The sequence below is a fragment of the Burkholderia sp. JPY481 genome (genome assembly GCF_038900515.1).
GTDB lineage: Bacteria > Pseudomonadota > Gammaproteobacteria > Burkholderiales > Burkholderiaceae > Paraburkholderia > Paraburkholderia youngii.
Genome location: NZ_JAYMRT010000001.1, coordinates 1,008,412 through 1,027,443, shown reverse-complemented (window position 1 = coordinate 1,027,443; position 19,032 = coordinate 1,008,412). Strand labels below are relative to the sequence as shown.

Here is a 19,032-nt window from a genome sequence, read left to right as displayed (position 1 = left end):
ATGAGCACTGTTCCCACCGCACCGCTGGACCGTTCGGAAACCACCTTCCGCTTTCTCGCCGAGCCGACCTCGGTCAACTTCGGCGGCAAGGTGCACGGCGGCGCGCTGATGAAGTGGATCGACGAAACCGCCTACGCATGCGCGGCGGTATGGTCGGGGCGCTATTGCGTGACGGTCAGCGTCGGCAATATCCGTTTTCGTCGGCCGATTCTCGTCGGCAATCTGGTAGAGCTGCGCGCGCGCGTCGTCGCGACGGGCCGCACCAGCATGCACATCCACGTGTCGGTGCATGCGGGCGACCCGAAGGGCGGCGAACTGCGGCAAACCACCGACTGTCTGGTCGTGATGGTCGCCGTCAACGAGAACGGCCATCCGGTGCCGGTACCCGCTTTCTTGCCCGAGACCGAGGAGCAGAAGCGCCTCGCCAAGTACGCGATGGACGTGAAGGAAGCGCTCGACGCGATCGTCGAGCTCAAGCCGGAAGAAGTCGCGCAGGGAAAGATCTGAGCGCGGTGGGGCGGCAGGGCGGCGGGCGCTGCGCCCGTTTCTCGCGCCTTCTGTCACGCCGCCTCGCGCATCATCATGCCGTGCGTCCGACCATATCCTTCGGTCGCACCCACTCGTCGAACTGCTGCTCGGTGACATAGCCGAGCGCCAGTGCGGACGCCTTCAGCGTCGTGCCTTCCTTGTGCGCCTTTTTCGCGATCTGCGCGGCCTTGTCGTAGCCGATGTGCGGATTGAGCGCCGTCACCAGCATCAGCGATTCGTTCAGCAAGGTATCGATGCGCTCGTGATTCGGCTCGATGCCGACCGCGCAGTTGTCGTTGAAGCTCTGCGCACCGTCGGCGAGCAGCCGCACCGACTGCAGCACGTTGTGCGCGATCATCGGACGGAACACGTTCAGCTCGAAGTTGCCGCTCGCGCCGCCGATGTTCACCGCGACGTCATTGCCGAACACCTGTGCGCACAGCATCGTCAGCGCTTCGGACTGGGTCGGATTGACCTTGCCCGGCATGATCGAGCTGCCCGGCTCGTTTTCGGGGATCGACAGCTCGCCGAGACCGCAGCGCGGGCCGCTCGCGAGCCAGCGGATGTCGTTGGCGATCTTGTTCAGGCTCGCCGCCACCGTTTTGAGCGCGCCGTGCGCGAATACCAGCGCATCGGCGGCCGCCATCACCTCGAACTTGTTCGGCGCCGACACGAACGGCAAACCGGTCAGCTTGCCGATCGCGGCGGCGACGCTGTCGGCGAACTTCGGATGCGCGTTCAGTCCCGTGCCGACCGCGGTGCCGCCCTGCGCGAGTTCGTACAGATGCGGCAGCGCCGACTCGACGTGCCGGATGCCGTGCTCGAGCTGCGCGACATAGCCGGAGAATTCCTGGCCGAGCGTGAGCGGCGTCGCGTCCTGCAGGTGCGTGCGGCCGATCTTGACGATATCGGTGAATGCTTTCGCCTTGGCGTCGAGCGTATCGCGCAACGTTTTCAGCGCGGGCAGCAGATGCTTGACGATCGCGTCCGCGGCGGCCACGTGCATCGCGGTCGGAAATACGTCGTTCGACGACTGTCCGCGATTCACGTCATCGTTCGGATGCACCTTGCGCGCTTCGCCGCGCTCGCCGCCGAGCAGCTCGCTCGCGCGGTTCGCGATCACCTCGTTCAGGTTCATGTTGGTCTGCGTGCCCGAGCCGGTCTGCCAGACCGCGAGCGGAAATTCACCCGGATGCTTGCCGTCGATGATCTCGTCGGCCGCCTGCATGATCGCGCGGGCCTTCTGCTCGTCGAGCACCCCGAGGCCGAGGTTGACCTCGGCGGCCGCGCGCTTGATCACCGCGAGCGCGGTGATCAGTTCGGGCGACTGCTTTTCCGTCGAGATCTTGAAGTTCTGCAGCGAGCGCTGCGTCTGCGCGCCCCACAGGCGAGCGTTCGGCACCGCGATTTCGCCGAAGGTGTCGCGCTCCATCCGTACGTCTTCAGTCATGGTTGACTCCGCTTCTCAAAGTTCCGAGTTGACAGGCAATAAGGAGAATAGACCGGTTAGCGCATTCCGGTAAAAACCGGCCTGCGGATCGAAAATGTAGGTGCGTGTCTCGCCGTTCTCGACGTCGGTCCAGACGAGCGGCGACAGCGGCGCGCCGATCGAGCGCAGATAGGCGAGCTGGGCAGAGTCGGCGAGCGTCACGCGGTAGCTCTGGTCCGGCTGCGTTGCACGCTCGAAGATCTTCGCGACCTGATTCGCGAGTTCGGGGCTGTGGATCACGAGCAGCAGCTCGGTGTTCAGATTGGCCGAGCGCGGATCGAGGTTCATCGAGCCGATCACAAGTATCTGGTGGTCGATCACGTAGGTCTTCGCATGCAGGCTCGCGCGCGAACGGGAGCCGACCAGCCCCACGTTCGGCGTTTCCTGGCGCGGCCTGAATTCGTACAGCTCGACGCCAGCCTTGAGCAGCGGCACGCGAAACGGACTGTAGCCGGCCTGCACGGCGACTGCGTCGGTGGCCGCGAGCGAGTTGGTCAGCACCGCGATACGGATGCCGCGATGCGTGAGCTCGCTGGCCGCCTGCACGCCAGAGGCATGCGGCACGAAGTAGGGCGACACGATCAGGAAGTCGTGCTGCGCGTCGCGCATCAGTTCGCGCAGCCGCGCGAGCGGCGGGCTCACGTAGTCTGGCGACGGATGCTCGATCTTCTCCGGCAGGTCCACCCTGAATTCCGCGCGCGCCCACGTGAGGCCGAGCTGCTCGCTCGTGATCTGCGCGGCGAGCGGCGTCGCGTTCAGCGGTTTCGCGTTGTACGGATCGGCGTTGGTGCGCCAGTGATGGCGCAGGTCGTCGCGCGTCTGGTCGAGTTCGTTCTGATCGAACTTCTGCTTGTTCAGCGCGCGCAGCGGATAGGCGAGGTCGCTGTTCCAGTAGTCGTCGAAACTCGCGGAGACGTCGGCGACGATCGGGCCCGCCGCGAGCACGTCGAGATCGCGGAACTGCAGCGTTTCGCTCGCGCTGAAGTACTCGTCGCCCAGATTGCGCCCGCCGACGATCGCGAGCTGGTTGTCCGCGATCATCGCCTTGTTGTGCATGCGGCGCGTGAAGTGGCCGATCTGCGTGAACACGTTCGCGGTGCGCTCGAACAAGCCTTCCTGCGCGCTGCCGAACGGGTTGAACACGCGGATCTCGATGTTCTGGTGCGTATCCAGGCCCGCCATGATGCTGTCGATGTCCTTGAAGTTCAGATCGTCGACCAGCATGCGCACCCGCACGCCGTGATCGGCCGCATATAACGCGGCGCCGAGCAGCAGCTTGCCGGTGGTGTCCTCGTTGGCAATGTAGTACTGCATGTCGAGGGTTTTGGTCGCCGCGCGCGCGAGCGCGATGCGCATTTGCAGCGCGTCGGTGCCGTTCGCCAGCACGCGGAAACCCGACTGCTCCGGATGCTTCGCCTCGAGCGGCGCGAGCGCTTCGCGCAGCGGCGTGTCGGCGGTGGCCGGCAGCGCGTGCGTGACCTGGCGGTCGAACGCGGTGGCGGGCGGCTTCGTCGCGCAGGCGGTCAAAAATGCCGCCGCGCAGCAGAGCAGGAAGAGTTGCCTCGTTGTGCTGACTATCGAGCGGCGGCGCGCGGCCCGCCTATGTTGTTCGAATTGGCCCTGCACGCTGTTTTCCCCTTGTTTTGCAAGCTTTTCGCGTGGCGACAGCGCAGGCCTGTGCACGCTGTCGAGAAAACCATTCTAAGGGAATTGGGGCGCGGGTTCCGCGTACGTCGGCAAACGCAGCGGAGTGCCGCGCGTTGGTCGCGCGGGCACCGCGGTTCGGTGATCCATCACCTGCTACGAACCACGGCGCGCGAACGCCGTATCAGACGCGCTCGGCGTGCAGCGCGCGCTCGCCCTCGGGATGGGTCGAGCCTTTCGCCGGTCGGCCCGCCCACACGCCCGCGAGCAGCGAGCCCGACAGGTTGTGCCAGACCGAGAACAGCGCGCCCGGCAGCGCGGCGATCGGCGTGAAGTAGAGCTTGCCGAGCGTCGCGGCGAGGCCGGAGTTCTGCATGCCGACTTCGATCGCGAGCGTACGGCAGACGGCTTCGTCGAAACCGAGCAGACGGCCGCCCCAGTAGCCGCCGAGCAGGCCGATACCGTTGTGCAGCACGACGCCGATCATCACGAGGAAGCCCACCGACGCGATGCTCTTCTGCGTGCCGCCCACCACCGCGCCGATGATCAGGACGATCGCGACCATCGACACGAGCGGCAGGATCGGTTCGATCTTGCGCACCAGCTTGCCGAACAGATGATTGACGACGAGACCGACGACGATCGGCAGCGCGACGATCTGCAGGATGCTCATCAGCATGCCGTGCACATCGACAGAGATCGACGCGTCGACGTAAAGGCGCGTGAGCAGCGGCGTCGCGAATACGCCGACGAGCGTCGACAGCGCGCTGATCGTCACCGACAACGCGACGTCGCCGCGCGCGAGATAAATCATCACGTTCGACGCGGTGCCGCTCGCGACGCTGCCGACCAGCACCATGCCGGCGGTCAGGTCGGGCGGCATGCGCAGCGCCTTCGCGATGACCCATGCGGCGAGCGGCATCACGAGGTAGTGCAGCACGATGCCGGCGATCACCGGCGCGGGGCGCGTGAACACGCGCAGGAAATCGCCGGCCGACAGCGTGACGCCCATCGCCAGCATGATGATCGTGAGGAGCGTGGTGACGTGCGGTGCGACGCCGGAAAACGAGGCCGGCGAGAAGTACGCGGCGACCGAGACGAGCACGGCCCAGAGCGGAAACAGGCGGGTGACGCGGGCAAGCATGGGGGGGTGGTCCTTGGTTATGTTGTATCGCGAGAAAGCGGGGGCCGCGGCGCGGCCGGGTGTCGGCCGGCGTTGCGGCGTTCGCCGCGCCGAAGCACGGTGAAGCGGGTGAAGCGGCTACGGCAAGCGCCGTGGCGAAAGCGCGGCAGACGCGGGCGGCCAGTCGGAGCCGCACGCGTCGCGGGCAATGGTGGGGTGTCCCGGCGGCGCCAGTCCGGCGCCTGCCTTCGTGAGGCGCGCCGTCGTGCGGTTCGTGGCATGAGCGCGGGTTAGCGCTCGCGTGCAGCGGCGGGCATTTTACCTTTTACAGGGAGTGCTTCAGGAGCGAGGCTTGCCGCTACTGCTCAGACCGAGTGCGCGGGCGGTGTGGCCGATGCCACCGTCGGCGGCTGCCGCCCGCTCAGCTTGTGAAAACGCAGCGTCATCAGCAGCGCGACGCTCGCGAGGCCTGCGGCGAGCCCCCACCACAAGCCGCGCGCGCCGAGGCCGGCGCGAAACGCGAGCAGATAGCCGGTCGGAAAACCGATCACCCAGTAGCCGAATGCGGCGGCGATCATCGGGATGCGGGTGTCTTTCAGGCCGCGCAGACAGCCGGAGCCTACCGCCTGCATCCCGTCGACGATCTGGAAGATCGCCGCCACGCCGAGCAGCGAACTGGCGAGCGCGATGGTCGGCGCGTTGGCCGGATCGTCGAGATGCAGAGACAGCCCGACGATCCAATGCGGCGCGGTGATCAGCACGAGACCCGACATCGACATGAAGCCGACGCCGAGCGCGAGCGCGACGAAGCCCGCGTGGCGCGCGGCGAGCGGCTGACCGGCGCCGGCCCAGTAGCCGACCCGCACATTGGCCGCCTGGCCGATCGACAGCGGCACCATGAACGCGACCGACGCGACGTTCAGCGCGATCTGATGCGCGGCGAGTTGCGATTCGCCGAGCAGGCCGACCATCAGACCGGTGGCAAGGAACAGCGTCGACTCGACGCCGTAGGTGATCGCGACCGGCCAGCCGATGCCGAACAGCTCGCCCATCAGCGGCAGCTTCGGCCGCGTCGCGACGACGAAATGCCGGAAGCGCGGCCGCAGATGAAGCAGCGCCATCAGCACGAGCGCAGTCAGCCACACGGTGATCGTGGTCGCGGCCGCCGAGCCGAGAAAGCCGAGCCGCGGCAGCCCATACGCGCCGTGAATCAGCCCGTAGTTCAGGAAGCCGTTCACGCCGACGCTCACGATCGACACCCACAGCAGCCGCCGCGCCGCGCCGATCGCCGGCAGGAACGAGCGCATCAGGCCGACGCCGATCAGGCTCGCGGGCGCGCCCCAGCGCAGCACCGCCGCGTATTGGCCGACGTTGTGCGCGAGCAGGCCCGGCTCGCCGAACGCGAGCAGGATGTGCGACGCGAACGACAACAGGATGAACGCGGGCACCGCCAGCAGCACGGAAAGCAGGAAACCGGTCCAGTAGATATGCGGCACGCGGCCGTCGTCCTGCGCGCCGCGCGCGTGCGCGACGCTGACGCTGACCGAGGTCAGCACGCCTTGCAGCAGCGTGACGACGACGAAAAAGAGGTTGGCGCCGAGGCCGCCTGCGGCGAGCGCGTCGGGGCCCAGCGAGCCGAGCAGGATCGTGTCCGTCACGCTCATCGCCATCTGCGACAGTTGCGCGATCGCGAGCGGCGCGGCGAGCCGCGCGGTGTCGGCCGCGTGGCGGGATAGGGTCGGCGGCCGGCTGGCCGCGTGGGCGAAGCTGGGTTGAGTCATCGAATGCCTGGCGGCGAAAGTTGGCCACTGCGGTGGCAACAGCAGTGGCGACAGCGAAAGGCGGGCGCGAGCGGCGCCGCATTGCATCGCGCCGCGCTCCGACGGGCGTTGGAGCGGTGGCGCAGCGGGCGGGGAAATTCCGCGGCGCGGCGACGAGCCGGTCAGCCGACTCCTCGCCAGTGGCGCGGTCCGTCGTTTACCTGTCGAAACCGACAGCTTATTGCCTCGCCCGGGCGATGTCGATGGACAACGCACAGTTCCGGTGCGCGGCGTCCTGCGAATTTCCGGAGTGGCGTCAGCCTTCGTGGACCGCGATCCGCGTATCGCCGAGCAGCACGACCTGGCCCGCGCGGATCTTGCAGGTTTTGCGCGTCTCGACCCGGCCATCGACCATCACCGCGCCGTCCGCGACCATCATCTTCGCGGAGCCGCCGCTATCCGCGAGGCCCGTGATCTTCAGCAGATTGTGCAGTTCGACGTACTCGCCGGTCAGCGTGAAATTGAGATTGGGCATGGCGTTTGCACCTTGGGCACGGGTCGCGTTGGGGGTTCGCATCATAAAGCAAGTGCACGGCGGCGCGGCGGCTCCGGGCCGTCGCGCCTGTTCCGGATGCATCCAGCGAGCCATCACGCAAGCAAATGAAAGTAGATGTTATTCAGTTGTCGGAAAGTGAAACGTTCCGTAACGCTGGTCGCACCGGATGGATTTCACTCCTAAAGTGCACCTCAGCAGCAAAGCCCGCTGGTATTCCGGGATCGCTCCCCGGCTACCCATCCAGCGACGCACAGACCTGGCGGGGCGCGTGGACCATCAGTCTTCACGACGCCAGAGAGTCCGCCCGAATCACAACTAAGTCTAGAGAGGATTGCCATGACCCAGATTCGTACGCTCCTGATCGGTACCGCCCTCACTGCTTTTGCCGCGACGGCCGCCGTCGCGCAGACCGCGCAGCCGTCAACAGGCATCGGCGGTCAGGCGCAGATCCAGAGCCAGGGGGCCGCCGGGATGGCGCCGCAGTCCGGGGCCGGTGCCCAGGGCATGCAGGTGCCGCCTTCGGCGCAAGGCATGCAGCAAGTCCCGGGCGCGCCCGCCGCGCAAGGCGTCGCCGCGCCGCCGCCGGCACGTCTGACGGCTTCGGGCTCGACCGACCCGCTCGTGCAGAAGCGCGACGCCGACGCGAAGGCCAGCGCCGAGTATCGCGCGGCGAAGAAGTCCTCGAAAGCGGAACTGAAGGCGGAGCAAAAGGCCGCGAAGGACCAGTACAAGGAGCAGGTGCGCGGCGCCAAGCTGAACCAGAAGGCTGACAAACAGAGCGCCAATAACGAAATGAAGATGGAGATGGAAGGGCAGGCTGCCGCGCAGGCCGACGGCGCGGACGTCAAGCACTAAGCCCCGCAGGATGCCGCGGCGCGTGGGTCGGCGAGGCTCGCCCGCCGCGGGCGTCTGTCACTTTGCAAGCTGTGCCTCATGGAGAATTCAAAATGAACATCGACCGTTCCAGCCGAAATCGCATTTACGCCGCGCTGATCGCGGCTTGCCTGTCATCGGCCGTATTCGCGCAGACCGCGGACCCGGCTTCGGCACCCGCCACGCACGCGGACAAGAAGGCCGCGAAGGAACAGGCGAAGGCCGACAAGAAAGCCGCGGTCGCCCAGGCGAAGGCGGACAAGACCAAAACCGACGCGCAGGCCGACGCCGACAAGGCCGCCGCTGATGCCAACGTGAAGGACGCGAAGAAGCAGTAGCGGGCGGTTTAGACCGGCGCGCAGGCACCCCAAAAAAGGGGCGCTTGTCGCATGGGGTTGTATGGATATACAGTATGCGTCGCATCCTGAAAATCCATCCAACCCGTTAAAAACCGCTCAGTGTCCACCGTCGCCGAATCCGCTCCGTCGTTCGATACCGCCGCCTGGCTCGCCAAGCTCAACGACGCTCAACGCGAAGCCGTCGAATACGGGACCGACACGCCAGACGCGCTGCCCGGCGCGCTGCTCGTGATCGCGGGCGCGGGCTCCGGCAAGACCAACACGCTCGCGCATCGCGTCGCCAATCTGGTGGTGAAGGGCGCCGATCCGCAGCGCATCCTGCTGTTGACCTTTTCGCGCCGCGCGGCGCTCGAAATGACCCGCCGCGTGACACGCATCACCGGCGCCGCGGCTACCACCGTCGGTGCACGCGCCGCGCTCGCGCAAGGGCTGACGTGGGCGGGCACGTTTCACAGCGTCGGCGCGCGGCTGCTGCGCGAATACGCGGATCTGATCGGCCTCGCGCCCGCGTTCACGATCAACGACCGCGAAGACTCCGCCGACCTGATGAACCTCGTGCGCCACGAGCTCGGACTGTCCGCGAAAGAGCGGCGCTTGCCGGCGAAGGGCACCTGCTTCGCGATCTACTCGCGCGTCGTCAACACCGGCGCATCGCTCGGCCAGGTGTTGGACAGCGCGTTTCCGTGGTGTCGCGAGTGGGAAGACGATCTGCGCCGGCTGTTCGCCGCGTACGTCGACGCCAAGCAGAAGCAGAGCGTGCTCGACTACGACGATCTGTTGCTCTACTGGTCGCACATGGCCGCCGAGCCCAGCATCGCGGCCGATCTGTCGGCGCGCTTCGACCATGTGCTGGTCGACGAATACCAGGACACCAACCGCCTGCAGGCGTCGATCCTGCTCGCGCTGAAGCCGGACGGCCGCGGCCTGACCGTGGTCGGCGACGACGCGCAGTCGATCTATTCGTTTCGCGGCGCGACCGTGCGCAATATCCTCGATTTCCCCACGCAGTTCGAGCCGCCCGCGAAGCAGGTCACGCTCGAGCGCAACTATCGCTCGACCGAGCCGATTCTCGCGGCGTCGAACGCGGTGATCGAACTCGCGAGCGAGCGCTACACGAAGAATCTGTGGACCGACAAGGCGTCGGCGCAGCGCCCGCGCCTCGTCACGGTCGCCGACGACGCGGCGCAAGCTCGCTACGTCGTCGAGCAGGTACTCGAAGCGCGCGAGCAGGGTGTGAAGCTGAAGTCGCAGGCGGTGCTGTTTCGCGCCGCGCATCACAGCGCCGCGCTCGAGATCGAGCTCACGCGCCGCAACATTCCGTTCGTCAAGTTCGGCGGGCTCAAATTTCTCGACTCGGTGCATGTGAAGGACGTGCTCGCGGTGCTGCGCTGGGCCGAGAATCCGCGCGACCGCGTCGCCGGCTTTCGCGTCGTGCAACTGCTGCCCGGCGTCGGTCCGGCCACCGCGGCGAAGGTGCTCGACGACATCGTCGCGCGCGCGGGTGGCGGCGATCCGGTCGCGACCGCGGGCGGTGTGCTGGCCGCGTTTGCGGCGCCCGCAAGGGCGCAGGAAGACTGGCATCCGTTCGTCAAGCTGATGTCGAGCGTGTACGGCCGGCAAACGCCGTGGCCCGCCGAGTTCGAGATGGTGCGGCGCTGGTACGAACCGCATCTGGAGCGCAATCACGAGGACGCCGCGATCCGTCACGCGGACCTGCTGCAGATGGAAAGCATCGCGGGCACGTATCCGTCGCGAGAGCGCTTCCTGACCGAACTGACGCTCGATCCGCCCGACGCCACTAGCGACGAATCCGGCGTGCCGCTGATCGACGAGGACTACCTGATCCTGTCGACGATCCATTCGGCGAAGGGCCAGGAGTGGCGCAACGTGTTCGTGCTGAATGGCGTCGACGGCTGCATTCCGTCCGATCTGGGCGCCGGTAGCGACGAGGAAATCGACGAGGAGCGGCGCCTGCTCTACGTGGCGATGACGCGCGCGAAGGAAGACCTGCATATCGTCGTGCCGCAGCGCTTTTACGTGCACAACCAGACGCATCTGGGCGACCGCCATGTGTGGGCGTCGCGCACCCGCTTCATCGCCACGCCGATGCTGCCGCTTTTCGACGCCTACGCGTGGCCGCGCGTGCCGGTGGCGAGCGCGCCGAGCGCGGCGGGGCTTGCCGCCGCAGCGCAGGCGAAGATCGAGATCGCGGCGAAGCTCAGGAAGATGTGGGACTGAGCGGCTAGCGCCGCTCGGGTCAGTGGCAGCTCAACGCGGCTGCCGCTGCTGTTGCTGCGCGACCGGAGGCGGCGGCACGAAGAAATTGCGCAGCCATGCCGCGAGCCGCGAGAACACGTCGTACGGCTCCTCGACGAAAATCTCCGGCTTCAATAGCCGCAGATACTCCATGATCTGCTGCGCTTCCTGCTTCTGAAACGTGCCGTGCGAAATGCCGAGCCGCAACAGCCCGCGCAGTTCACCGAGCTTCTCGCGCGCGGTGCTGCCCACGCTCGTCTCGCACGCGATCTTCGCCTCGTAGACGCGTTGGCGCAGCGATTCGACGAGCCGCCATGCCGGCGTCTGCATCACTTCCTCGAGCGCCTGGATGTCCTGCACCGTGCTCTTGATCTGCGAGGCGAGCGGATCGACCAGCGTCGCGTCGCCTTCCGCTTCCTTGACGATCGCGGCGGCCCAGTCGCGGCATTGCTTGGTGAGTTCCTCGGGCGTCCATTCCGAGCGCGCCGCGAAACCGAAGCCGAACTCGCTCGCCTGGCGCATCAGGATCGACACGACGTCGGGAAACTCTTTGTCCAACGTGCGTTTGGCCCAAGCGTACTGGCCGCCTTGCAGCATCCGCTGCACCGCGTGTTCGGTGAGCGGCACCATGTTGTCGAGCAGCTTCGCGCGCAAGAAATCTTCGAACGACGGCGTCGCGAACTGCGGATCGAGCTTCAGCGAGACCCGCAAAAAGGCCTCGAAGTCTTTGCGCAGCGACGCGACGGTCTCGTCCTTCAGTTTCAGGGTGATTTGACCCATGTGTTATCCCGTTTAATGCGGCCGCGCGCGGCACGCCGTGGCACGATCGCCCGGTCACTTCCGGACCGAGGCGACGCGACGCCGGCTGCCGACGCGCTCGATTTCAAGCTGTTGCCGCGTAACCAACGGGACGATTCCCGATGAGCGGACCTCGACTGCATATCGGCGGGGTGGCGGGAAACTTGAGGGCGGCCCGGCGACGGGCGCGGGCTTTGGAGGGGTGCTTCGGGCGCTTGCGCGCCTCGCTGCGACTGGGGAGGGGCGCGCTTACTTCAGCACTACGCACTGCCACACGAAGAACACCACTAGACCGACTGCGATCGTCAGCAGCGGCCTGCGCGTCGCGGCACTGACGACGACCGCGGCGAGCGCGCCGACCAGCTGCGGATTGCGCCAGGTCAACTCGGCGTTGTTGCCGTGCGGCGACACGGCCATCGGGACGATGATCGCGGTTAGCACGGTCACCGGCACGAAGCTGAGCGCGGTGCGCATCAGCGGCGGGAACACGAGGCGGTCGCCGAGCACGAACACGGCCGCGCGGATCAACCATGTAATCGCGGCCATGCCGACGATCAGAGCGACGTAGTTCATCGCGTGGCCTCCACCGGACGGCGCGCGCCACGCGGGTTCAGACGCGACATCGACAGCAGTACGCCGACCGCGACCCCAGCGAACACCGCGCCGAGCAGGCCGAGCTTGTACGGCCAAGCTTGCCAGAAAAATGCCAGTGTGCCGGCGGTGACGGCCGCCGCGATATAGCGCAGCGCGACCAGTTGCGGCACGACGATCGCGATGAACGTCGCGACCATCGCGAAGTCGAGGCCGAGCGACTGCAGCCCCGGGAAGGCCGCGCCGAACAGCAGGCCGGCGACGGTCCACAGCTGCCAGTTCAGATACATCGCGACGCCGGCGCCGAAGAAGTAGTACGGACCGACGGTGCCCGGCTCACGATGCCGGTAGTGCTCCCACGCGACCGCGAAGACTTCGTCGGTGAGCAGCGCGCCGAGCGCCCAACGCCAGCGCTTCGGCAGATGCGCGACGTGCGGCGCGAGCGTGGCGCTATACAGCACGTGACGCAGATTGACGACCAGCGTGGTCGCCCAGATCACGGCGAAGCTCGCATGTCCGGCGATCAGACCGAGCGCGATGAACTGCGCGGAGCCCGCGAAGACGACGAGCGACATCAACTGGCCGTGCCACAGATGCAGCGGGCCCGACGTCACGAGCGTGCCGAAAATGACGCCAAACGGCGCGGCACCGACCATCATCGGGATGATGTCGCGCGCGCCGGCGGCGAATTCTTTGAGATGGCTGCCGTGGGTGGGCTGGCCTTGGGTGGAATCGGTCAATCTGAGCCTCCTTGATTTCGGAAGCATAGCGACTGACGGGCGCTCGGACTTGTACGTTCTTGCGGCGGGTGCTGATGCGGTGCTACGGCGTAGCGGGGGGATGGCTGGTGAAGGGCTGGCGAAGGCCGGTGAATTGTGGCTCGATGCTCACCGCGCGCGGCGCACGCGACGGCGGTGCCGCGTCGCGTTACGAGCCGCGCTGTGTGCCCTGCCATTGGCCCGGCGGCACGCCGAACATGCGCCGGAAATGCCGCGTGAAATGGCTCTGATCGGTGAAGCCGCTCGCGGCAGCGACGTCGGTCACCGGGACGCCGGCGCGCAACGGCGCGAGCGCGCGCTGCAGGCGCACCTGATTGCGCCACGCATGAGGCGGCAGGCCGGTCGATTGCGTGAACAGCCGCGCCGCGTGGAACGGCGACAGACCCGCGGACTTCGCGACTTCGGCGAGCGTCACCGGTTCGACGAGGTCGCCGGTCAGCCGCTCCTGCATCAGTGCGACGCGGGTATCGTCGGTGGCGACGCGCGCGGAGGCGGGGCGCGTCTGCGCATAGCGGACCAGCAAGGTGGACAGTGCGTCGAGCATCGCGGCTTCGGCGGCGAGCGCGTCGTCGCCGGCTTCGAGCAGACGGTGCGCGTGCCCGAGCCGCATCGCGAGATCGGGATCGCGGATCACGCCGGGCGCAAACCACGGCAAGGCCTGCGGTTTCCCGGCGACTTCGTCGGCAAGCGCGCGGAGGAACTCGACCGGCGCATACATCACGCGATACCGCCAGCCTGCCTCGACCGCCTTCGACCCCGTATGCAACTCGCCCGGATTGATGATCGGCACGCTGCCCGCTTCGGCGACATGGTTCTCGCCGCGATACCGATAGCATTCCGCACCCGCGACGATCACCGGGATCGTGTAGGCGTCGTGCCAATGCGGCGCGAACTCGTGGTCGTGATATTCGGCGGTGAGCAGATCCGCGCCGGGCAGGAGCGGCGTGCGCCAGTAGCGGGCGGAATCGCGGAAACGAGGGGTGGCGGTCATGACGAAAGTCCGGCAGGACCGGTCAGTTTAACGCGTCGTGGTGTCGTGGGTGTGCACGGCGATGGGCGCGCGGGCGCGCAGCGTCGCGCCGCGTGCCGCTCGCGCCGTCAATTGACGATACTTGCGTTATTTGAGCGGAATCGTCGTGCCGGTCGGCATCGGCACGGCGCTCACGCTGTTTTTCGCACTGCCGCTGACCACACGGTCGCTGTAGGTCAGATAGACCAGCGCGTTGCGCTTCGTGTCGACTACTCGCACCACGTGCAGCGACTTGAAGATCAGCGACATGCTGACCGAGAACACGTCGTCCTTCTGCTTGATGGGGCCGGTGAAATGCAGCTCCCCGACCTGGCGACACGCGATCGACGCCTCGGTAGGATCTTCGGCGATTCCGAGCGTGCCTTTGACGCCGCCGGTCCGCGCCCGCGACACGTAGCAGGTAACGCCTTGCACGGCGGGATCGTCATAGGCTTCGACGACCACACGATCGGAGCCGGTAACGTGAAAATTCGTATTGACGCTGGCGATTTCTTCGCCGTGCGCCGACGAGAGCAGCAGGGCGCCGATCCCCGTGAGCGCGATGTGTAGCGAGGTGGATTTCATGAGCGTGCCGGTTGAGTGTCTGGAGTGAGCCGGCGCCGGAGGGTAAAACGTGCGCCGTGAAGCTGCCATCCTATAACGGCGTTCGGCGCGCGTGAGGGGATGATCGGCGCGCAAAAACAAAAAGGCCCGCACGGATGCGGGCCTTTCAATATTTTGGCTCCTCGACCTGGGCTCGAACCAGGGACCTACGGATTAACAGTCCGGCGCTCTACCGACTGAGCTATCGAGGAACAGCAGTACAACTTGATCTACATAAAAAAACCCGTCTTGGTTAACGGGCTTTTGCAATTCTTGGCTCCTCGACCTGGGCTCGAACCAGGGACCTACGGATTAACAGTCCGGCGCTCTACCGACTGAGCTATCGAGGAACAGAACAACAACAGCAGAGAAGCGAAATTGTAGAGGCGGCTTAAACGCCTGTCAATACCCCTGCGCGCATCTTCATCAAATCTGAATGGGCAGGCGCGCGACAGGCGGCCACGCTCAGCGCGCGAGCAGCGCGAGCTTTTCCTTCACGTCCTTGAATTCCTCGGCTTCCGGCAGCGGCGCCTTGGTCTTCGTGATGCTGGGCCACGTTTTCGCCAGGTCGGCGTTCAGCGCGATGAAGTCCTGCTGGTCGCCCGGCACGTCTTCTTCGGCATAGATGGCGTTCACCGGGCACTCGGCCACGCACACAGCGCAGTCGATGCATTCATCGGGGTCGATCGCGAGGAAGTTGGGACCTTCGCGAAAGCAGTCCACCGGGCACACATCGACGCAGTCGGTATAGCGGCACTTGATGCAGCTTTCGGTCACAACGTGAGTCATTCAGGCAGCTCCTGCATGCGGAATCAGGGAAGGCGCGGACGCCAAAAGAGTTATTGTAACTTAACGTCAACAGGCAGATGAAACATCGGCCCATGCGTCTTATATGTTTTTGTGATTAGTTTATGGGGTGCCGCGAGCGGCCCCGGACAACCGGCGCAGGCCGGTGGCACGATGGATGCGGACGCATTCGGGTAACATGCGTCAGGTTGGCGCGCCGCTCGCCTCAGCGCGTCCGTTGCAAGGGTGCCGTGAGCCCTTTTCGTTTTTTCAGCGGTCCAGTTCGTACCATCATGATTATTACTTCGCTGCTCGATACCGATCTGTACAAGTTCACGATGATGCAGGTGGTGTTGCATCATTTTCCCGCCGCGAACGTGGAGTACCGCTTCCGCTGCCGCACGCCGAACGTCGATCTGGTGCCGTACATCGGCGAGATTCGCGACGAAGTGCGCAAGCTCTGCGAGCTGCGTTTCACTGACGACGAGCTCGACTATCTGCGCCGCATGCGCTTCATCAAGGGCGACTTCATAGAGTTCCTCGCGCTGTTCCATCTGAACGAGAAGTACATTTCGATCACGCCGTCGCCGAAGGGCAATGGCGAAATCGACATCGACATCAAGGGGCCGTGGCTGCATACGATCCTCTTCGAGATCCCGGTGCTTGCGATCGTCAACGAAGTGTATTTCCGCAACACGCAGCAAACGCCCGACTATCACGTAGGTCGCGGCCGTCTGCTCGACAAGATCCAACTGCTCGGCGCGCGTCCCGAATACGCCGACTGCAAGATCGCCGATTACGGCACGCGCCGCCGTTTCTCGAAGCAATGGCACGAGGAGGTGATCCTCACGCTGAAGGACGGCCTCGGCGAGCAGTTCGCCGGCACGAGCAATGTCTTCTACGCGATGAAGCACAGCCTGACGCCGCTCGGCACGATGGCGCACGAGTACCTGCAGGCTTGCCAGGCGCTCGGTCCGCGGCTGCGCGACTCGCAGATCTTCGGCTTCGAGATGTGGGCGAAGGAATATCGCGGCGACCTCGGGATTGCGCTCTCCGACGTGTACGGCATGCAGGCGTTCCTGCGCGACTTCGACATGTACTTCTGCAAGCTGTTCGACGGCGCTCGCCACGATTCCGGCGATCCGTTCGACTGGGGCGAGCGCCTGCTCAAGCACTACGAGGCGAATCGCTGCGACCCGCGCACCAAGGTCCTCGTGTTCTCCGACGCGCTCGATATCCCGAAGGTGCTGCAGCTATACGAGCGCTTCCGCGGCCGCTGCAAGCTCGCGTTCGGCGTGGGCACCAATCTGACCAACGACCTCGGCTACAACCCGCTGCAGATCGTGATCAAGATGGTCCGCTGCAACGGTCAGCCTGTCGCGAAATTGTCGGACTCGCCGGGCAAGAACATGTGCGAGGACAAGGCGTATCTCGCGTATCTGCGCCAGGTGTTCGGCATCGCGCAGCCGGAAGAAGAGGCGGCCAAGTAGCACGCTTCGCGGCCTGCTTTTCGGTTCATCGCCTGTTCATGATCGGCTCGCGTTCGGGGTGGTGTAGGGAACAGTGTCGCCGCACTCTCGACGCCCGGCAATATGCCGTTCGGCCAGGGTGTTTGCTTGCAAGGCCGCCGGTATAATCCTCGCCATATCGCACGGCTGTCGACACGAGGATTTCGCCCATGGACACATCGATTGCCCGCCGCAACATCCTGGCGCGTATCCGCGCCGCGCAAGGGCGCGAGCCCGAGCCGAGCGCCGCCGAGCGCGAAGCCGCGGCGGACTATCTCGCGCGTCATCCGGCCGGTCCGCGTCCGGACATCCCCGTCGATCTGCGCGCACAGTTCATCGAAGAAGCGCAGAAGATGTCGACCACCGTCGACACCGTTCAAACCCTCGCCGATGTGCCCGCCGCCGCGCATCGCTACCTGACCCAACACGGCTTGCCGCTGCAGGCCATCGGATGGCAAACGCTGCGCGATCTGCCGTGGGCCGAAGCCGGCCTCGCCGTTGAATTTCGCAAACCCCAGGACAACGACGTGGTTGGCCTCACCGGCTGCTTCTGCGCGACCGCGGAGACCGGCACGCTCGTGTTGCTCTCCGGACCCGAGACGTATGCGTCGGCCGGGCTGCTGCCGGAGACGCATATCGCGATCGTGCCGGCGTCGCGCATCGTCGCGGGTCATGAGGAGGCGTTCGGCCTGATCCGCAAGGAACGCGGCGAGCTGCCGCGTGCGGTCAATTTCGTGTCGGGGCCGTCGCGCACCGGCGATATCGAGCAGACCATCGTGCTGGGCGCGCACGGCCCTTACCGGGTGCATGCGATCGTCGTGCAGGATGCTTGAACGCGTCGGGCGGCGACTTGCTAACGCATATGCGAAGCACGCGGTATCTGTCGTATGTGCGCTGGCAAACCGTGGCAAGTCCTGTATCGGCATGAGTTCACAGTCTGGTCGTCTGAGCCTGTGGCTCGCCGTTGCCTCCACGCTCGCGCTGTGCGCGCCGTCCGTGCATGCCGCGACGCTCGACGGTGCGCGCTTGTCTGCGCTGTGGGGCTTGCCCTTCGCGGGTGTGCTGCTGTCGATCGCGATCTTTCCGCTGATCGCGCCAGCCTTCTGGCATCACCATTACGGCAAGATCGCCGCGGCGTGGGCGCTCGCGTTCATCGTGCCGTTCGCCGTGAGCTTCGGCACGAGCGCCGCGCTAGGCGCGCTCGCACATGCCATGCTCGACGAGTACATCCCGTTCATCATTCTGCTGACCGCGCTCTACACCGTCGCGGGCGGCATTTGCGTACGCGGCAATCTGCACGGCACGCCGCGCCTGAACACCGCGATTCTCGCGCTCGGCACGTTGCTCGCGAGCGTGATGGGGACGACCGGCGCGGCGATGCTGCTAATCCGCCCGCTGCTGCGCGCCAACGACAATCGCCGCCATGTGACCCACGTGGTCGTGTTCTTTATCTTCCTAGTCGCGAACATTGGGGGCGCGCTGTCGCCGCTCGGCGATCCGCCGCTCTTCCTCGGCTTTCTCGAAGGCGTGAGTTTTTTCTGGACCACCACGCATCTGGCGGCTCCGATGCTGTTCGTGAGCGGCATGCTGCTCGCCGCTTTCTACGCGCTCGACTCGTACTACTTTCACCAGCGCGAGGAGGCACGTTCGGCCTTCCTCGACCCGACGCCCGACGGCGCGCCGCTCGGCATCGACGGCAAGATCAATTTCGTGCTGCTCGCCGCGGCGATCGCGCTCGTGCTGATGAGCGGACTGTGGCGCCCGCAAATCACATTCGACGTGCTCGGCACTCACGTCGCGTTGCAAAACATCGTGCGCGACGCCGCGCTGATTGTCGTCACGCTGCTATCGCTCGCGTGGACGCCGCGCGCCGCCCGTGCCGGTAACGACTTCAACTGGGCGCCGATCGAGGAAGTCGCCAAACTGTTCGCCGGCATCTTCGTGACGATCGTGCCGGTCATCATGATCCTGCGCGCGGGAGATGCCGGCGCGTTCGCGGGCATCGTCCATCTGGTCAACGATCCGTCCGGTGAACCGCGCGACATCATGTACTTCTGGGCGACCGGCCTGCTATCTTCGTTTCTCGACAACGCGCCGACTTACCTCGTGTTCTTCAACCTGGCCGGCGGCGACGCGCAGACGTTGATGACCACCGGAGCAACCACGCTCGCGGCGATTTCAGCCGGCGCCGTGTTCATGGGTGCGAACACCTATATTGGCAACGCGCCGAACTTCATGGTGAAGGCGATGGCGCAATCGCGCGGCGTGCGCATGCCGAGCTTTTTCGCGTATATGGGTTGGTCGGGCGCGATGTTGCTGCCGTTGTTCGCGCTCACCGGCTGGCTCTTTTTTGGACGCTGACTCTGCAAC

18 protein-coding genes and 2 tRNA genes are annotated in these 19,032 nt (G+C 65.8%); 7 read left to right on the top strand and 13 right to left on the bottom strand.

Going from position 1 to position 19,032, the window contains the following annotated elements:
* A complete protein-coding gene (locus tag VSR82_RS04700) occupies positions 1–507 on the top strand; it encodes an acyl-CoA thioesterase (protein ID WP_410849583.1) in 507 nt (168 codons plus the stop codon).
* Between the two features lie 73 nt (positions 508–580).
* On the opposite strand, the gene fumC is transcribed toward VSR82_RS04700, so the two are convergent.
* The 5 genes from fumC to VSR82_RS04675 all read right to left on the bottom strand — a co-directional run bounded on the left by fumC (position 581) and on the right by VSR82_RS04675 (position 7,079).
* Positions 581–1,978 carry a class II fumarate hydratase gene (gene fumC / locus VSR82_RS04695; protein WP_368586558.1) on the bottom strand — a complete coding sequence of 466 codons (1,398 nt, stop codon included), beginning with the start codon at positions 1,976–1,978 and terminating at the stop codon, positions 581–583.
* A 15-nt stretch (positions 1,979–1,993) separates the two neighbouring features.
* Positions 1,994–3,595: a phospholipase D family protein gene (locus tag VSR82_RS04690; RefSeq protein WP_498857514.1), complete on the bottom strand. Its 1,602-nt coding sequence runs from the start codon at positions 3,593–3,595 to the stop codon at positions 1,994–1,996.
* Between the two features lie 250 nt (positions 3,596–3,845).
* Entirely contained in the window at positions 3,846–4,805 is a 960-nt protein-coding gene (panS, locus tag VSR82_RS04685; protein ID WP_410849582.1) for a ketopantoate/pantoate/pantothenate transporter PanS, read from the bottom strand.
* Positions 4,806–5,149: 344 nt separating this feature from the next.
* Entirely contained in the window at positions 5,150–6,565 is a 1,416-nt protein-coding gene (locus tag VSR82_RS04680) for an MATE family efflux transporter (protein ID WP_498857505.1), read from the bottom strand.
* Between the two features lie 295 nt (positions 6,566–6,860).
* Positions 6,861–7,079 carry an RNA-binding S4 domain-containing protein gene (locus VSR82_RS04675; RefSeq protein ID WP_013090085.1) on the bottom strand — a complete coding sequence of 73 codons (219 nt, stop codon included), beginning with the start codon at positions 7,077–7,079 and terminating at the stop codon, positions 6,861–6,863.
* A 357-nt stretch (positions 7,080–7,436) separates the two neighbouring features.
* On the opposite strand from VSR82_RS04675, the gene VSR82_RS04670 reads away from it, so the two are divergent.
* From VSR82_RS04670 to VSR82_RS04660, 3 genes are all read left to right on the top strand, one after another.
* A complete protein-coding gene (locus tag VSR82_RS04670; protein ID WP_429458425.1) occupies positions 7,437–7,955 on the top strand; it encodes a hypothetical protein in 519 nt (172 codons plus the stop codon).
* 92 nt (positions 7,956–8,047) lie between these two features.
* Positions 8,048–8,311, top strand: coding sequence for a hypothetical protein (locus VSR82_RS04665; RefSeq protein WP_410849580.1), 264 nt, complete (start codon positions 8,048–8,050; stop codon positions 8,309–8,311).
* A gap of 120 nt (positions 8,312–8,431) precedes the next feature.
* Positions 8,432–10,570: an ATP-dependent helicase gene (locus VSR82_RS04660; RefSeq protein WP_429458427.1), complete on the top strand. Its 2,139-nt coding sequence runs from the start codon at positions 8,432–8,434 to the stop codon at positions 10,568–10,570.
* Between the two features lie 30 nt (positions 10,571–10,600).
* Here VSR82_RS04660 and VSR82_RS04655 read toward each other — a convergent pair whose 3' ends face one another.
* From VSR82_RS04655 to fdxA, 8 genes are all read right to left on the bottom strand, one after another.
* Positions 10,601–11,368 carry a DUF4088 family protein gene (locus VSR82_RS04655; RefSeq protein ID WP_176105434.1) on the bottom strand — a complete coding sequence of 256 codons (768 nt, stop codon included), beginning with the start codon at positions 11,366–11,368 and terminating at the stop codon, positions 10,601–10,603.
* Between the two features lie 267 nt (positions 11,369–11,635).
* The gene (locus VSR82_RS04650; RefSeq protein ID WP_429458429.1) at positions 11,636–11,959 is read right to left on the bottom strand and encodes an AzlD domain-containing protein; all 324 of its coding nucleotides are present in this window, start codon (positions 11,957–11,959) and stop codon (positions 11,636–11,638) included.
* The gene (locus VSR82_RS04645; RefSeq protein WP_368586551.1) at positions 11,956–12,717 is read right to left on the bottom strand and encodes an AzlC family ABC transporter permease; all 762 of its coding nucleotides are present in this window, start codon (positions 12,715–12,717) and stop codon (positions 11,956–11,958) included. Before VSR82_RS04645 ends, VSR82_RS04650 begins: the two co-directional genes overlap by 4 nt.
* A gap of 187 nt (positions 12,718–12,904) precedes the next feature.
* Entirely contained in the window at positions 12,905–13,747 is an 843-nt protein-coding gene (locus VSR82_RS04640; RefSeq protein WP_368586550.1) for a helix-turn-helix transcriptional regulator, read from the bottom strand.
* A gap of 126 nt (positions 13,748–13,873) precedes the next feature.
* On the bottom strand, positions 13,874–14,350 hold the full coding sequence (locus VSR82_RS04635) for a CreA family protein (protein ID WP_368586549.1): 477 nt from the start codon (positions 14,348–14,350) through the stop codon (positions 13,874–13,876).
* A 154-nt stretch (positions 14,351–14,504) separates the two neighbouring features.
* Positions 14,505–14,580: transfer RNA gene (locus VSR82_RS04630), tRNA-Asn, on the bottom strand.
* Positions 14,581–14,642: 62 nt separating this feature from the next.
* Positions 14,643–14,718 (bottom strand) — tRNA-Asn (locus tag VSR82_RS04625).
* Positions 14,719–14,833: 115 nt separating this feature from the next.
* The gene (fdxA, locus tag VSR82_RS04620) at positions 14,834–15,157 is read right to left on the bottom strand and encodes a ferredoxin FdxA (protein WP_429458432.1); all 324 of its coding nucleotides are present in this window, start codon (positions 15,155–15,157) and stop codon (positions 14,834–14,836) included.
* A 290-nt stretch (positions 15,158–15,447) separates the two neighbouring features.
* Between fdxA and pncB the strand changes: the two genes are divergently transcribed.
* The 3 genes from pncB (at position 15,448) to VSR82_RS04605 (ending at position 19,023) form a co-directional block, all read left to right on the top strand.
* A complete protein-coding gene (gene pncB, locus VSR82_RS04615; RefSeq protein ID WP_176105439.1) occupies positions 15,448–16,644 on the top strand; it encodes a nicotinate phosphoribosyltransferase in 1,197 nt (398 codons plus the stop codon).
* 188 nt (positions 16,645–16,832) lie between these two features.
* Positions 16,833–17,495 (top strand): LutC/YkgG family protein, encoded by a 663-nt coding sequence (locus tag VSR82_RS04610; RefSeq protein WP_429458434.1) that lies wholly within the window; start codon positions 16,833–16,835, stop codon positions 17,493–17,495.
* 91 nt (positions 17,496–17,586) lie between these two features.
* Positions 17,587–19,023, top strand: coding sequence for a sodium:proton antiporter (locus tag VSR82_RS04605; protein ID WP_429458436.1), 1,437 nt, complete (start codon positions 17,587–17,589; stop codon positions 19,021–19,023).
* Positions 19,024–19,032 lie beyond the last annotated feature (9 nt).

Coding starts and splice junctions, on each gene's coding strand:
- VSR82_RS04700 (WP_410849583.1), top strand. CDS start 1: ATGAGCACTGTTCCCACCGCACCGCTGGACCGTTCGGAAACCACCTTC.
- fumC (WP_368586558.1), bottom strand. CDS start 1,978: ATGACTGAAGACGTACGGATGGAGCGCGACACCTTCGGCGAAATCGCG.
- panS (WP_410849582.1), bottom strand. CDS start 4,805: ATGCTTGCCCGCGTCACCCGCCTGTTTCCGCTCTGGGCCGTGCTCGTC.
- VSR82_RS04680 (WP_498857505.1), bottom strand. CDS start 6,565: ATGACTCAACCCAGCTTCGCCCACGCGGCCAGCCGGCCGCCGACCCTA.
- VSR82_RS04675 (WP_013090085.1), bottom strand. CDS start 7,079: ATGCCCAATCTCAATTTCACGCTGACCGGCGAGTACGTCGAACTGCAC.
- VSR82_RS04670 (WP_429458425.1), top strand. CDS start 7,437: ATGACCCAGATTCGTACGCTCCTGATCGGTACCGCCCTCACTGCTTTT.
- VSR82_RS04665 (WP_410849580.1), top strand. CDS start 8,048: ATGAACATCGACCGTTCCAGCCGAAATCGCATTTACGCCGCGCTGATC.
- VSR82_RS04655 (WP_176105434.1), bottom strand. CDS start 11,368: ATGGGTCAAATCACCCTGAAACTGAAGGACGAGACCGTCGCGTCGCTG.
- VSR82_RS04650 (WP_429458429.1), bottom strand. CDS start 11,959: ATGAACTACGTCGCTCTGATCGTCGGCATGGCCGCGATTACATGGTTG.
- VSR82_RS04640 (WP_368586550.1), bottom strand. CDS start 13,747: ATGACCGCCACCCCTCGTTTCCGCGATTCCGCCCGCTACTGGCGCACG.
- VSR82_RS04635 (WP_368586549.1), bottom strand. CDS start 14,350: ATGAAATCCACCTCGCTACACATCGCGCTCACGGGGATCGGCGCCCTG.
- fdxA (WP_429458432.1), bottom strand. CDS start 15,157: ATGACTCACGTTGTGACCGAAAGCTGCATCAAGTGCCGCTATACCGAC.
- pncB (WP_176105439.1), top strand. CDS start 15,448: ATGATTATTACTTCGCTGCTCGATACCGATCTGTACAAGTTCACGATG.
- VSR82_RS04610 (WP_429458434.1), top strand. CDS start 16,833: ATGGACACATCGATTGCCCGCCGCAACATCCTGGCGCGTATCCGCGCC.
- VSR82_RS04605 (WP_429458436.1), top strand. CDS start 17,587: ATGAGTTCACAGTCTGGTCGTCTGAGCCTGTGGCTCGCCGTTGCCTCC.